Raw genomic sequence first — 13,934 nt, forward strand, 5'->3', positions numbered from 1 at the left:
ATCTATTGGCGCTAGGGCTATTAAAGCAGCGAAGTACCTGTACTAAATTAAGCGGGCAATGCATTCTGCACAACTGCTTAATAAGCAGCAAAAAAGCTAATAGCTAAGCACTTACCCTTCCTATTTGACACCCTTGTTTGTGCAGTATTATTCATCAGGTCGCCTTTCTCAGTCCTTGTTGTGGGGAGCTTGCCTGGCGGGGGTACTGGGGCTGCTGGCCGTGCGGATTTTCGTGTCGTTTGCCCCCATTATCGGGGTGCTAGCCGTGCTCGCAAACCCGAACCTGAAGCGCGATATCGGCAATTATTTTCGCAACAGGGCCGCGCTCTGGCCGGCAGCCACGCTCCTTTTTTTATTGATTACAGGGCTGTATACCAGCGACCTGGCCGGGTGGCGGCACGAATTACTGCGGTATCTGCCCTGGGCAACCGTACCGCTGGCGTTTGCCGTGGCCGTGCCGCTTGCCCCGCGCCAACGCGTAGCGGTGGGTGCCTTTTTTGTTCTCGGCACGGCCCTCTTGGGGCTAGCAACGCTCAGCAAGTACTTTCTGGACCCTGGCAGCGCAACCGAAGCCGTTCGCATCGGCCAGAACATGGCGCCGGTGACACCCATTTTCCACATCACGTTCGGCGCGATGCTGGCGCTGACTTTTTTTGGGGGCCTGCTGCTACGGCGCACGGCGCTGGCGCCGCCGTGGCTGCGCCTGCTGTTCCTTGTGGCCGCGGTTGCCGCGGCCGCCACGCTCCACATTCTGGCCTATCGCACGGGGTTGCTGGTGCTCTACGCGGGTTTGCTGGCGTATGCGCTGCGGCTGCTGCTACAGAAACACATTGCTCTGGGCGTGGCGCTGTCGGTGCTGGTAGTGGCGGCTCCCTGGGCTGCTTACACTGCATTGCCCACCGTGCGGGAACGGGTCAGCTCCTCCATCTGGGACGTACAGCAATACGCCCTCGGGCACGACATCAACGACTATTCGCTGGCCCGCCGCCTTGCGGCTTTCGAAACGGCCGGGGCCATCATTGCGCAGCACTGGCTGGTGGGCGTAGGCCCGGCCGACACGCAGGCCGCCATGCGGGAGCAGTACAGGTGGCAGGACTTTGGCCTCCGGCCCGTCAATCAGGTGGAAGTTCATAACCAGTACGTGCTGGCCGTGCTGGGCGGCGGCGTGGTGGGCCTGGGGCTGCTGCTGGCCCTGCTGTTCTGGCCCCTGACGCAGGCGCACCTCCGCCGTAACCCCTACGTGTGCTTTTTCCTGTTGGTTGAAGCCACCGCCATGCTGGTCGATTCGGTGACGGCCCTGCACATCGGGCGCCACCTGCTCATCTTCGGCTACGCCTTTTTGGTGGTGGCAGCCGAAGCGGCACACCAGCAAAAAAAGCGGGCTCTCAACACTCCTCAGGAAGCGTCACCGCTCGTTGAAAAAAGTTGAGAGCCCCTGCAAATTATCTGATTTTCGTCAAAAGATAATCAATCGATATATGCTTAATAAACAGTTAGTTTTCAGTTAGTTATTTCACTGCTATTAAACTTCTGATTGATTCACAAAAGCACGGATTAGAGCAGCTTGCGAATCCGCTCTTTCAGGCCTGGGGTGGCCTCCAGCAAGGGAAGTCGAACGGAGGGCCCGCACACGCCCAGGGCTTCCAAGGCGGCCTTCACGCCTACGGGGTTGGCCTCTTCGTACATGAGCGGGTTGAGGAGCAACAGGTGAAACAGCTCCGCGCGCGAGGCCGCGAAGTCGCCGGCCAGCGCGGCGCGGGTCATCTCGGCAAAGCGCCGGGGAAAGGCATTGGCCATGACGGAAATAATGCCTTCGGCCCCGCAGGCCACCAGGGCCGGCGTGAGAATGTCCTCACCGGAAAGCAGCAGGAAGTCGGCGGGCTTACGGGCCGCGATGGCCAGGCACTGGTCCATGTTGCCGCTGGCTTCTTTGATGCCGATGATGTTGGGGTGCTGCGCCAAGCGCAGCGTGGTGTCGGCGGTGATGTTGGAGGCCGTGCGGCCGGGCACGTTATACAGGATAACGGGCACCGGGCTGGCATCGGCCAGGCGGTGGTAGTGCGCCACTAGGCCGGCCTGGGTGGGCTTGTTGTAGGCCGGGCTGGCCGATAGCACGGCCGCGATGCCGCTGAGGTCGGTGCTGCCGAACAGCTCCTCGGCCGCCACCGTGTCGTTGCTTCCAATGCCGTACACCAGCGGGACGCGCCCGGCCACGTGCTCCTTAGCAACGCGCAGCAGCTCAGCCTTCTCGGCAGCAGTCGTGGTCGGCGATTCGCCGGTGGTGCCGTTCACCACCAGGTACTCCACGCCCCCGTCGAGGCAGTGGTCGAGCAGGCGGCGCCAGCCGTCGTAATCCACCGAGAAATCGGAAGAAAACGGCGTGACCAGTGCGACGCCCGTACCGTGAAACGCCGGAAGATGTGAGCCAGAGTTGTTCATGCAGGAGGTTAGGGGTTAGTTTTGTGTAAAGGTAGGGGCGTGTCGCACGCGCCCGGTTCGCCGCCGTAGGCCTCCACCCCATTTTATAGCTGCCCTTTCCGGCGGACGCGTGCGACGCGGCTCAGTTCACATGAAATTTACATCCGCTTCCCTCCTGCTGGGCGCCCTTGCCATGGCCGCCTGTGACTCCAAAACCGCCACTCTAGGCGAATCTGCCACCAGCAGCGCCACCCTGGAGGCTGCTCCCGCCGCGGCGGGCACTTCGGGCACCCAGGCCACCGCCAGTGCCGAGGCCAACGTCGCGCCAGCGCCTGACCCCCGCAGCATTCCGGCCGCCAGCTCCGGCAATGCCGCCGCTATCCTAGCCCGGCCGCAAGTGCCCATTCTTTGCTACCACCAAATCCGGGACTGGACCGCGCGCGACTCCAAAGGCGCCAAAGACTACATCATACCCGTGGCCCAATTCAAGGCCCAAATGCAAATGCTGGCCGATTCGGGCTACCACACCATCTCGCCCGACCAGCTTTACGCCTACATGACCACCGGGGCCAAGCTGCCCAGCAAGCCCATCCTGCTCACCTTCGACGACACCGACCTGGACCAGTTCACCGTGGCGCGCCCCACCCTCGAAAAGCACGGCTTCAAGGCCATGTACTTCGTGATGACCGTGAGCCTGGGCCGCCCCCGCTACATGACCAAGGCCATGGTAAAGCAGCTCTCCGATGAAGGCAACGTCATCGGCTCGCACACCTGGGACCACCACAACGTGAAAAAATACCAGGGTAAGGACTGGGAAATTCAAATCGAGAAGCCCACCAAAACCCTGGAGGAAATCACGGGCAAGAAAATCACCTACTTCGCCTACCCCTTTGGCCTGTGGAACCCGCAGGCTTTCCCCGAGCTAAAGAGCCGCGGTTTCGTGGCCGCCTTCTCGCTGGCCGAAAAGCGCGACCAGAACGACCCCATGTTCACCATACGCCGCATCATCGCCAGCGGCTACTGGACGCCCCGCACCCTGCACAACAACATCAAGCAGTCGTTCTAAATCAGGAACTGTCTGTCATAAAGCCTGTCTCAAAGCCTGTCATGCTGACGAAGGAGGCATCTTATCCCCGCAGAACTGCCTGTTCCTCACCGAAGGGCTTACTGCTCCCTGATAGGGTAGTTCCTCCGTCAGCGTGACAACCAATTACAAAAAAGTCCGGCCTTTACTGGCCGGGAGCTTTTTTGTACTCAACTGTACTCATTTTTATCGCATTGAAGGCTTTAGCCGGTCGTTAGAACAGAGGCATTTGTTGGCCCGGGCCGGCTGGAGGCAAGCTGCTGTCACCCTCCGGCACCGGGGCCGTGGGGGGCAGCATGTCCATCAGTTCGGTTTCGGAAATAATGGGCACTTTGAAGGTGAGGGCTTTCTCGCGCTTGGCGGGGCCCATGTTGTCGCCGGCCACCAGGTAGCTAATTTTTTTGCTGATGGAGCCGGTAATTTTTCCGCCGTTGGAAGCAATGAGCTGCTGCAGCTCGTCGCGGCTGTGCTGCTCAAACACCCCCGAAAGGACGAAGGTGAGCCCCGCCAGGCGGTCTGAAGCCGGTACCGGGGCTTCCCCGGTCACGGTGAGCGCCACGCCGGCCTGGCGCAGCCGCTCAATGAGCAGCTGGTTTTCGGGCTGGCGGAACCACTGCGCCGCGGCCTCGGCAATCACGGCCCCTACTTCGGGTACGGCGGCCATCTCCTCGGCCGAGGCGGCCATCAGCGCGTCAATAGTGCGGTAGTGGGCCGCGAGTTTTTGGGCCACGGTTTCGCCCACGTAGCGAATGCCCAGGCCGAACAACACGCGGGGAAAGGGCACCTGCTTACTGGCCTCAATGCCCGCAATCAGGTTGTCGATGCTTTTCTCGCCGAGGCGCTCCAGCGTCACCAGGTCGGCGCGGCGCGCGGGCAGGTCGTAGATGTCGGCCGGCGTGGCCACCAGTCCCAGGTCCGAGAACCGGCCCACGGTTTCGGCCCCGAGCCCGTCGATGTTCAGGGCTTTGCGCGAGACGTAATGCTCCAGGCGGGCTTTGAGCTGGGGCGGGCAGCCGCGCTCGTTGGGGCAGCGGAAATGCGCCTCGCCTTCCGGGCGCACCAATGCGGTGCCGCACGCCGGGCACGCCGTGGGGTAGCGGATGGGCACGGCCGCAGCAGGGCGCGCCAACAAGTCAACACCCGTGATTTTGGGGATGATTTCGCCACCCTTCTCCACATACACCAGGTCGCCGAGGCGCAGGCCCAGCAGCTCTATCTGGTTGGCGTTGTGCAAGGTGGCGCGTTTCACCACGGTCCCGGCCAGGGGCACGGGCGTGAGCAGGGCCACGGGCGTCACGGCCCCCGTGCGGCCCACGTTGTACACCACCTCGTTGAGGCGGGTGCGGGCGGCTTCGGCCGGGTACTTGTAGGCGATGGCCCAACGGGGGCTTTTGGCGGTGTAGCCCAGCTGGTCCTGCTGCCGCAAGTCATCTACTTTAATCACAATGCCGTCGGTAGCCACGGGCAGGTCGAAGCGCCTTTTGGCCCAATAGTGCACAAAGTCCAGCACTTCGGTGATGTTGGCCGCGCGGCGCCACGTATCCGATACGGGCAGGCCGTAGCGGGCCAGCGCCTCCAGGGCGGCGCTGTGGCTGGGGAAGTGCCGGGCGGGCGTGAGCAGCGAGTAGGCGAAGAAGCGCAGCTTGCGGGCCGCCACCTGGGCGGAATTCTGCAGCTTGAGGGTGCCACTGGCGGCGTTGCGGGGGTTGGCCAGCAGGGCTTCGCCGTTTTGCTCGCGCTCGGCATTTAGCTCCGCAAACACCGGCAGGGGCAGGAATACTTCGCCCCGCACCTCAAAATCCTGGGGCTGGTCGGGGGCGGTGCGCAGGGCCAGCGGCAGGGTGCGAATGGTGCGCACGTTGGCCGTTACCACATCGCCCTGGGTGCCGTCGCCGCGGGTCACGCCCTGCGTAAGCTCGCCGTGTTCGTAGCGCAGGCTCATGGCCACGCCGTCAATTTTCAGCTCGCACACGTACGAGTACGGGGCTCCTTCCAAGCCGCGCTGCACCCGCTCGTCAAACTCGCGCAGGTCGTCTTCGGAATAGGTGTTGCCCAGGCTCAGCATGGGGTAGCGGTGCACCGCCGTGGGAAACTGCTTCGTAATAGTGCCCCCCACGCGGCGCGTGGGCGAGTTGGCCAAGGCGAAATCGGGATGGTCGGTTTCCAGCTGGTTGAGTTCGGCCAGCAGCTGGTCAAACTCCTGGTCCGGCACCTCCGACACATCAAGCTGGTAGTACTGGTGGTTGAGGTGATGCAGCCGCTCGGTGAGGGCCAGAATGCGTTGCTGAACGGCAGAAGTTTCAGGCATGGGGTGAATGGCAGGCGTGTCGAGCCGCTGAGTGCCCGGTCAAAATAATGGAAAAATAAGCAGGTGGGCCGTCGGCAGCACAGGTGCTGCTAAGCTCGCTCAGACTTATACCGCAAGCTACACCTGCCGGCTAAAACGAGTTTAAAACCAGAAAAAGCCACCTGGACGGGTGGCTTTTTATCTTTGGAAAATGGAATTACTTAATTCGCTGTCGTCGAAGCATTTTGGAGCAACAGCGACTAAAAAGCAAGATGAAAGGGGGATTACTCCTGCACCAGCACGCCGTCGGCCATGAAGGTGAGCTGCTGCTCATCCTGGGTGATGGCCGCTACTTCCTGGTCGGATTTGCCGGCGTCTTTGGCGTAGTGCTGCAGGTCCGACTTGGGCACCATGCTGCGATGCGCCCAACCACTCACGACCACGGTACGGCCGCTGAGGTCTTTGGGCACGAAAAACGCGTAGTCCCGGAAGCTAACGCGCATTTCCTTGCCGTCGGCCGTGGGCAGGGTCATCCAGCAGCCTTTGGCCTGGCACACGGCCTTGGCCTTGCCCACCAGTTTCACCTGCGCGGAGTCGCGCGAGCCCAGAGCCACGTTGAGCGCGCTGATGGGCAGGGCGCCATCGGCCGTGATAACGGCACCGAATGTCTGGCCCGCGGCGGCCGGGGCCACCTGGGTGCTGGGGCCTTCCTCAACGCTCTCGGTGGTGTTGCTCTCATCTCCGGGGGGCACTTCCGCATTGTGGCCGTTTACTTCCTTCTGCGCTCCCTCCACCGGCAGCAGCGGGTTGATGGGGGCCGAAGGCACGAAGCGGATATAGAGCAAAATGGCAACGAGTACCACCGCGAAAGAGAGAATGTATTTCATGGTTCAGGAGGAGAAGATGAGTGCGTAAAGTTAAGCAAGAAGCCTGCTTAGAGCACTACGTTCAGCTTGCTTCATCGCTTGAAGCAAACCATATTTATTGATTGATTACAACTGCCTTACCCAGCTTACGGGCATACGCTATGCGGCGCTCAGCGCCACCGGCCCCCATGTAGTCGAAGCCCACGGTGTTGGCGTCCTCGCGCAGCGCAGCCCAGGTTTTCGTGTCCATTTCGGCGGGCTGTGCGGCCCCGGCAGGCACTGCGGGCTGACTGAAACGGCCATCGGCAAAGAAGTTGTTCATGCCTTCCAAGATGGCGATTTCCTGGGCCCGAACGGTGGACGCCTGCGGGTCAAGCAGGGACTTTTCGCCGATCAGGGCCCGGGCCGGCAGCACCTCGTGGCGCAGGGTATCGCCGGTGCTGCTCGTCACGATGAGGTGGGCCTGGGCCGTGAGCACGCGCGGGCCGCGCAGCTGCAAAATGAAATTATCCTTGGTATCGGCGCGCGAAAAGGCGTGCGTCACGCTCACAGTATTGAGCACCGTTTTGCTGCTCACGCGGGTGCGGCTGCCGGCGGGTGGCGGCGTGTAGGTAGACCGGGGGTCTACGGTGGATGTACTCACCTCGCGTTCGGTGCTCACGCAGGAGGTGAGCTGCAGCACGGCAGCGGCGGAAGCCAAGGCAATAAGTTTGAGCGAAGAGGTTTTCATAATAGATAAGCGACAATAAGTAATTGCCCACCCAAAGGTACGGCGGGAAGGAAAGGACTCCGGAATTATTTCTAAATCCGGTAGCTATCCGGATTTTTACGGCAAAGGACGAGCTATAGGTTTAAAATAGTGCGGGTGGCCCGTTAAAACAGGCCAATTTCAAGTCCAACCACCCAGCGGGGTAGTTCGGGCCAGGCCTGGTACTCCGGCCCAAAGGTGCTGGTGAGGCGGTAGCGCCCTACCAGCGCGTAGCGGTCCACGCCGAGGCGGGCGCCGGTGGCAGCAGTCCAGCGGCGCAGGTAGGATAAGCCCCGCTCGGTGGTTTCCACGGAGCGCACCCCGGCACTGGGCACGTCTTCCGTCACGTGGCTGGTGGCGGCCACCCAGCCGCCGCCGCCCAGCAAATCGAGGTAGCTGCCCACGGAATTGCCGCGCCGCCCCACGTTCAGGCGCAAGCTGGCCTCGGAGTAGAGCTGGTGCAGGCCCAGGCTTTCGCGGCGGTGCTGCACAGGGGCGGGCACCACCTTTTGGGCATTTTGCCGCAGGTCGTAGCGCAGGTAGGCGTACCCTAGGTCCAGGTTCAGGGCCAGCGCCTGGTTGATGCGAAATTTGAGCCGTCCCCCTGCCCGCAGCTCCGAGGACGCGAGGCCGTGGCGTAGGGCCGCGCCCTCCTCGCTCCTGCCAGCCACCAGCCCGTAGCCGGCGTACAAATGGCCGAAATAACGACGGTTGGGCCCCAGAGAAGCTTTCAGGGTATCGTCGGCCACATTGGCCTGCACCAGCACCTGTTGGGCGTGGGCCGCCGGGCCGCCGGCCAGCCCGGCCAGCACCAGCACCGCCGGCCACAGGGCCATAGGATTCCAAAAACGGGCCGGTGAGACGCGGCCATCTACGGGAGCGGAGCGGTGCATCATTCTGAATAAGAACCCGTGTAGCCCTTGAAATGGACCCGCAGCACATCGCCCCCGCGCAGCAGGCGGCGCGGCACCTGCACCACCAGGCGCTGAGTCACGGCCCGGGTTTCGTAACGGCGCAGCACGCCGCGGCGGTCGGCCAGGCTCCAGTACAGGTAAGCGGGATAATGTGGCTCTGGCATAGGCGCCAAGGGCTCCGGCACGGGCTGCTCGCGGCCCACGGGCGGCACCGCGCCCGCGGCCGGCGCCTTAGCATCGGGCTCTACCGAAGACACGTTGAGCGCAACCTCGCTCTGGTCCAGCATCAGCGACAGCACTTCGGCGGGCCGGGTGGCGGCTTCAGTGCGAATCACTACCGCCACCAGGCTGTCGTGGGGCACAAAATCGAAGGTGGCCGCCACTGCTGCCGCCGGCGCCACCGGCACAGCAAACTGCTGAAACCGAGGCCGGCCGTAGCCGTGGGCGTAGTCGAAATAAGGGTAAAGCTCCGCTGATTTTTCGAGGCGGTCAAAGACCTGCATGGCCGTGAGCTGGCGGTTTTGCTGCCACATGCAGGCCGCAAAACCCGCTACCAGCGGCGCCGAAAACGAGGTACCCTCCAGCCGCTCGTAGCTGTTGGTGGTGGTGGTGAGGACCACGCCAAAGGCAGCCAGGTTGGGCTTGGCCCGGCGGTCGGCCGTGGGGCCGTAGGAGCTGAAATCGACGTGCAGGCCCGTTTCGGGGTCGAGCCCGCCAACGGCCAGCACCGAGTCGGCATCGGCCGGGGTGCCGATGCGTACCCAGTCGTTGTCGCCATCGTTGCCGGCGGCACTCACCACCAGCATGCCCTTGCGGGCCGCCATGTTGGCAGCCCGCGAAATCAGGCTCAGGCGCCCGTTCATTTGCTCCGGGAAATACCGCTGCTCGGTGTAGGCCAGCGAGGAGTTGATGATGTCGGCACCCAGCCGGTCGGCCCACTCCACGGCCGCCAGCCACGCTTCCTCTTCGGCGTAGCGCTCCCGGGCCGACTGCTCGGTTCGCGCCAGCAGGAACTCGGCGCCGGGGGCCAGGCCCAGGGCGGGGCCCGACGTACTGCCGGGCCCGGCGGGCAGGCGGCCGGCCAGGCAGCCCATTACCTCGGTACCGTGGCTGCCGCCGCGGTACACATCGGGGGTGTTGCGGAGAAAATCATGGGTGGCCACAATGCGCTTGCCCGCCATGAGCTCCTGAAAGGCCGGGTGCGACGGCAGGCCCCGAAAGCCAACGTCGAACACCGCAATGCGCAGGCCCGTGCCATCCAGGGAGGCGCTGCGCAGGGCCACGCCGTCGAGGTGCGCGGTTTGGCGGCGGGCCAGCAGGTAGTCATTGGCCGAGATGGGCCGGGGTGGCTGTTTTGCGGTCTCCGCAAGCGCGGCCATCGTTCGACCACGCCGGGCCACGCCCCCGGCCGGCACGGGCCACGCGGCCACGCTGAGCACTCCCGGCAGGGCGCGCACAGCGGCAGCCTGCGCGGGCGTGGCCCGGCACACCACGGCATTGAGCCAGCGGCTCACGAGCGTCACGGTATCAACCCGTGCACTGATGGCCCGCAAATAATCAGGGCGCACCGGCAGGTCGGTAGCGTCATAGGCGGGCAGGTGCTGGCGCTGGCGGCGGGCCTGGGCCGCTGGCGAAAAATATAGCGCGGAGTTGAAGCGAGCCCCTGTTTTATCGCGGAGCGATACCACGTAGCGCTCCAATGGGGAGGTCGGCCGGGGTTGGGCCGGCGCGTGGTGCCCCAGCACGAGAAGCATTCCCGTCGCGCCCCAAAAACGGCCCCAAAACCTGGTCAAAATCTGTTGCGTGGTGGGGCCGGGCTGGGAACAGCCGGCCCGAATGGTAAGAGACAGAGAGAATGCTCTTTGCCCGAAATGGCAGGCCCCGGCCCCACCCGGCCCGGGGCGTAGCCGGCCTACAGCCCGTATTTGCTCAGTAAATAAATGAGCGACGCCATGGCGGCTCCGCCAAGCTCCAGCTCGCGGCGGTTCACCTTGTCGAAGGTGTCGGCCGACGTGTGGTGAATGTCGAAGTAGCGCTGGGAGTCACCATCGAAGCCAATGAGGGCTTTGGGCTTCACGGCGTCTTTAAGCGGGCCGATGTCGGTGCCGCCGTGGCCGGCCTTCACGCTGCCGGCATGGTAGGGCGCGAGCAAGGGAGTCCACTGGTTGAACTTGACCACGGTGGCGGGGTCGGCTTCGATGTTGAAGCCGCGGGGCGTAAAGCCTCCCCCATCGGACTCGATGGCGGCCAGGTGGTTTTCCTTGTTCTGAGCGGCTAGGCGGGCGTACTCCATGCCGCCGCGGTTGCCGTTTTCCTCGTTCATAAACAGCACGGCACGCACTGTGCGCTCTGGCCGGTAGCCGGCGGCTTTCAGCAGGCGCAGGGCTTCCATGCTCTGCACCACGCCCGTGCCGTCGTCGTGGGCGCCCTGACCCAGGTCCCAGGAGTCGAGGTGACCGCCCACGGTGATGATTTCCTCCGGCAGCTTGCTGCCCTTGATTTCGCCCACCACGTTGTAGCTTTTCACATCGGGCAGGGTTTCGCACTCCATTTCCAGCTCAAACTCCAGCTCGGAATTGGCCTTGAGCAGGAGGCTGAGCCGGTCGGCGGCGTTGGTGCTGAGGGCGGCGGCCGGCACTTTGGTCACGGCCGGGTCGTAGCCCATGGTGCCCGTGTGCGGGTTGTCGTCGCGGGCACTGGTGAGGGAGCGCACCAAGGCGCCCACGGCACCGCGCCTGGCCGCCTCAATGGCGCCGCTGCGGCGCTGGTCGCCGGCGCGGCCGTAGGCAGTACCGGGCTCAATGAGGGCATCGTCGAAGGGCCGGTTGAAGAACACGAACTTGCCTTTCACTGCAGCCTCGGGCAGGGCCCGCAGCTCGTCGAAGCTGCGGACTTCCACCACGCCGGCCTTGAGCTTGCCGCCCGTGCCCACCGAGCCGCCCAGGGCGCACACCGGCACCTTTACTTCCTTGCCCTTGTTGCCCACAATTTCGCCGCGCTCCTTTTTGCCGCGCACCCAGTGGGGCACCATCACCTCCTGCAGATACACGCGGTCGAAGCCGGCTTTTTCCATGGTGAGCTTGCCCCACTCCACGGCCTGCTGGGCCTGGGGCGAGCCTGACAGCCGCGCCCCAATGGTGCCGGTGAGGTAGCGCAGGTTTTCATAGCTCTGGCCGCGCAGCAAGGCTTCGTCGTAGATTTTGCGCAGGGCCACCGAGTCCGCGAGGTCCACGCGGGGAGCGGCGGCGGCAGCGGCTACGGCAGCCTTGTTTTTGCTGGCTTTGGGAGCGCGCTGCCCGTGGACGGGCGCCAGTCCTACCAGCACAGTAGCGGCAGCCAAGGCCGTGCGGCGGCCCAAGGCCCCGGAACGAAAATCAAACATAATAAGTCGGTATTAGATGCCTCGGAATGCGAAGGCAATGCTGCGAAAGTACGTGGCCAGCCGTGGCTAGCGCATGCGCGCTGCTTTGGGCGCACCTTCCACCTTGCGCTCGGGGCCGTAGCCGCGCACTTCTACCACGGGCAGCACGCCTTCGGCAATGCGCACCGTGAACAGGTAGTCGTACTCATTGTCGCCGATTTCTTCTACCGGCGGCGTGCCGCCCAGCGACTCGATAAGGGGCAGCAAAGTATTGGAGTGCCCCACCACGACCACCGTTTTGCCCACGTAGTCGCGGCGCAGGCGCTGGGCCAGGGCCGTGGTTTCCTTGGCATTATACACCTCGGGCTCTACCTTAACGGCGGCCGCTAGCGGCGCCACGGTGGCGCGGGTGCGCTTGGTGTCGGTGGTAAAAATGGCGGTTGGGCGCTTGCGTGCCAGCAGCTGCCGCAGGGCCTGGGCCCGCGCCTGCCCCACTGCCGTCAAGGCCGGGTCGGCAGGATTGCCGATGGTGTCCTTCTCGCCGTGGCGCATCAGGTAAATGGTGGTTAGGCTGGCTTTCGCCTTGCCTTTGCCAGCAGCAACTGGCACCTGCGCCCGGCAGGCCGAGCTGCCCAGCAACGCAGCCAACCCAGTCAGCAGAAACAACCAAAAGGATATACGAGCAGTCATGTTCATTCAGAATGAAAGGTGGTGAGCCGAAGCAGTGGCAAAGTACGGACTTGTTGGGAAAGGGCCGGGTGCGATGGATTTATTCCGGCTAGCCAAGCGAGGCGGGGCCGTAGTCGCCGGAGGGCACGGGCTGCGGCGGGGCAGCTACTTCGGCGGCCACGGGCATGGGCAGCTGCCAGGCAGTGCTGAGCTGCTTCAAGCCGGTGTAGGCAGTCAGGTCAAACTGGCAGGGCACCACGGAAACGTAGTTGTTGGCCAGGGCCCACTCGTCGGTGTCGGTGCCGTGGTCGAGGTTGACGAAGGAGCCGATGAGCCAGTAGTACGGCCGCTGGTAGGGGTCGAGGCGGCGGTCGAACTCCTCCTGCCACTTGGCCCGGGCTTGGCGGGCCAGACGCAGGCCGGCAATGGGCGTGTCCGAATTCTTGGGAATGTTGACGTTCAGGGCCGTGCCGGCGGGAATGCCATGCTCCAGCGCGTGGCGGCATACTTGGCTCACCCACTCGGCCGCGTGCGAGAAGTCGGCGTTGGGGCCGTATTCGCACAGCGAAAAACCCACGGCGGGCAGGCCTTCAATGGCGGCTTCGATGGCGGCCGACATGGTGCCGGAGTACAGCACGTTCACCGAGGCGTTTGAGCCGTGGTTGATGCCGGACACCACAAGGTCGGGGGTGCGGTCTTTCAGCACGTAGTGCTTGGCGATTTTCACGCAGTCGGCCGGGGTACCGGAGCATTCGTAGGCTTCGACGTCGGGGCCGAAAATCGGGTTTTTGGACAGGCGCAGGGGGTGGCCGATGGTGATGGCGTGGCCCATGCCGGACTGTGGGGCATCGGGCGCAACCACCACTACTTCGGCCCCGAGGGCCAGCACGGTTTCAACCAGGTGGCGAATGCCGGGAGCCGTGATGCCGTCATCGTTGGATACCAGAATAAGGGGGCGCGTTGGGGTCATAGGGCGGGGGGGGAAATGGGTGCGAGGCGGCACCAGGCGCAAAGGTAGGCTCCCTCCTACTGCGGGCCACGGGAAATTGTTTTGGGGCACGGCCGGAGTGTTTCTCGTGGCGCAATCGTAACTAGCGCCCCGAAACCATCCCACTCGCGCCTCCATCCCATGAATCTCGCCAACCGCTACCGCTTTCACGACCTGGGTTTGCTGCTGCTCCGCGTGGGGCTGGGCGTTATGTTTATGGTGCACGGGTTTCCGAAGCTGGCGGGCGGCCCGGAAACCTGGGCGGGCCTGGGCGGGGTAATGGACAAGGTCGGCCTGGGGTTTGCGCCCACTTTTTGGGGCTTTATGGCAGCCATTGCCGAGTTTGGCGGCGGGCTGCTGCTGGCGGCGGGGCTGTGGTTCAGGGCCGCGTGCGTGGTCCTGCTCCTGACCATGGTAATGGCCACGGTGATGCACGTGAGCAAGGGCGACGGCTTCGGCGGCTACTCGCACGCACTGGAGTCGGCGTTTGTGTTTCTGGGGCTGCTGTTTGCCGGGCCGGGCAAGTACAGCCTCGACGAGCGGCTCGCGGGCAGCCGCCTGCGGTAGCCGAGAACGCGCCGGTATACGGGGCGGGGCCG

General features: G+C 64.0%; 12 protein-coding genes. 3 read left to right on the plus strand and 9 right to left on the minus strand.

Translation table 11 applies throughout. The features are described from left to right. Positions 1 to 175: 175 nt before the first annotated feature. Entirely contained in the window at positions 176 to 1,429 is a 1,254-nt protein-coding gene (locus BEN47_RS04455) for an O-antigen ligase family protein (protein WP_125921498.1), read from the plus strand. Between the two features lie 125 nt (positions 1,430 to 1,554). Here BEN47_RS04455 and dapA read toward each other — a convergent pair whose 3' ends face one another. Next, positions 1,555 to 2,439 carry a 4-hydroxy-tetrahydrodipicolinate synthase gene (gene dapA / locus BEN47_RS04460; RefSeq protein ID WP_070725543.1) on the minus strand — a complete coding sequence of 295 codons (885 nt, stop codon included), beginning with the start codon at positions 2,437 to 2,439 and terminating at the stop codon, positions 1,555 to 1,557. A gap of 130 nt (positions 2,440 to 2,569) precedes the next feature. Between dapA and BEN47_RS04465 the strand changes: the two genes are divergently transcribed. Continuing rightward, the gene (locus tag BEN47_RS04465) at positions 2,570 to 3,484 is read left to right on the plus strand and encodes a polysaccharide deacetylase family protein (protein ID WP_070725545.1); all 915 of its coding nucleotides are present in this window, start codon (positions 2,570 to 2,572) and stop codon (positions 3,482 to 3,484) included. A gap of 232 nt (positions 3,485 to 3,716) precedes the next feature. On the opposite strand, the gene ligA is transcribed toward BEN47_RS04465, so the two are convergent. From ligA to surE, 8 genes are all read right to left on the minus strand, one after another. Then, positions 3,717 to 5,810 (minus strand): NAD-dependent DNA ligase LigA, encoded by a 2,094-nt coding sequence (ligA, locus tag BEN47_RS04470; protein WP_083322108.1) that lies wholly within the window; start codon positions 5,808 to 5,810, stop codon positions 3,717 to 3,719. Positions 5,811 to 6,073: 263 nt separating this feature from the next. Further along, on the minus strand, positions 6,074 to 6,676 hold the full coding sequence (locus tag BEN47_RS04475; RefSeq protein ID WP_083322109.1) for a DUF4920 domain-containing protein: 603 nt from the start codon (positions 6,674 to 6,676) through the stop codon (positions 6,074 to 6,076). A 94-nt stretch (positions 6,677 to 6,770) separates the two neighbouring features. Further along, on the minus strand, positions 6,771 to 7,385 hold the full coding sequence (locus tag BEN47_RS04480; RefSeq protein WP_070725547.1) for a hypothetical protein: 615 nt from the start codon (positions 7,383 to 7,385) through the stop codon (positions 6,771 to 6,773). A 143-nt stretch (positions 7,386 to 7,528) separates the two neighbouring features. Beyond that, positions 7,529 to 8,299, minus strand: coding sequence for a hypothetical protein (locus BEN47_RS04485; RefSeq protein WP_125921499.1), 771 nt, complete (start codon positions 8,297 to 8,299; stop codon positions 7,529 to 7,531). Beyond that, positions 8,296 to 10,071: a S8 family serine peptidase gene (locus BEN47_RS04490; protein ID WP_070725552.1), complete on the minus strand. Its 1,776-nt coding sequence runs from the start codon at positions 10,069 to 10,071 to the stop codon at positions 8,296 to 8,298. The genes BEN47_RS04485 and BEN47_RS04490 overlap by 4 nt, the downstream gene beginning before the upstream one ends. Positions 10,072 to 10,229: 158 nt before the next feature. Then, entirely contained in the window at positions 10,230 to 11,699 is a 1,470-nt protein-coding gene (locus BEN47_RS04495; RefSeq protein WP_083322110.1) for a M20/M25/M40 family metallo-hydrolase, read from the minus strand. Positions 11,700 to 11,765: 66 nt separating this feature from the next. Further along, positions 11,766 to 12,368, minus strand: a complete 603-nt coding sequence (locus tag BEN47_RS04500; RefSeq protein ID WP_158010849.1) for a histidine phosphatase family protein — start codon at positions 12,366 to 12,368, stop codon at positions 11,766 to 11,768. An 88-nt stretch (positions 12,369 to 12,456) separates the two neighbouring features. Further along, a complete protein-coding gene (gene surE, locus BEN47_RS04505) occupies positions 12,457 to 13,317 on the minus strand; it encodes a 5'/3'-nucleotidase SurE (protein WP_083322112.1) in 861 nt (286 codons plus the stop codon). A 159-nt stretch (positions 13,318 to 13,476) separates the two neighbouring features. Between surE and BEN47_RS04510 the strand changes: the two genes are divergently transcribed. Further along, on the plus strand, positions 13,477 to 13,902 hold the full coding sequence (locus BEN47_RS04510; RefSeq protein ID WP_070725554.1) for a DoxX family protein: 426 nt from the start codon (positions 13,477 to 13,479) through the stop codon (positions 13,900 to 13,902). Positions 13,903 to 13,934: the final 32 nt, after the last annotated feature.

This window comes from Hymenobacter lapidarius, assembly GCF_001816145.1.
GTDB classification, from domain to species: Bacteria; Bacteroidota; Bacteroidia; order Cytophagales; family Hymenobacteraceae; genus Hymenobacter; species Hymenobacter lapidarius.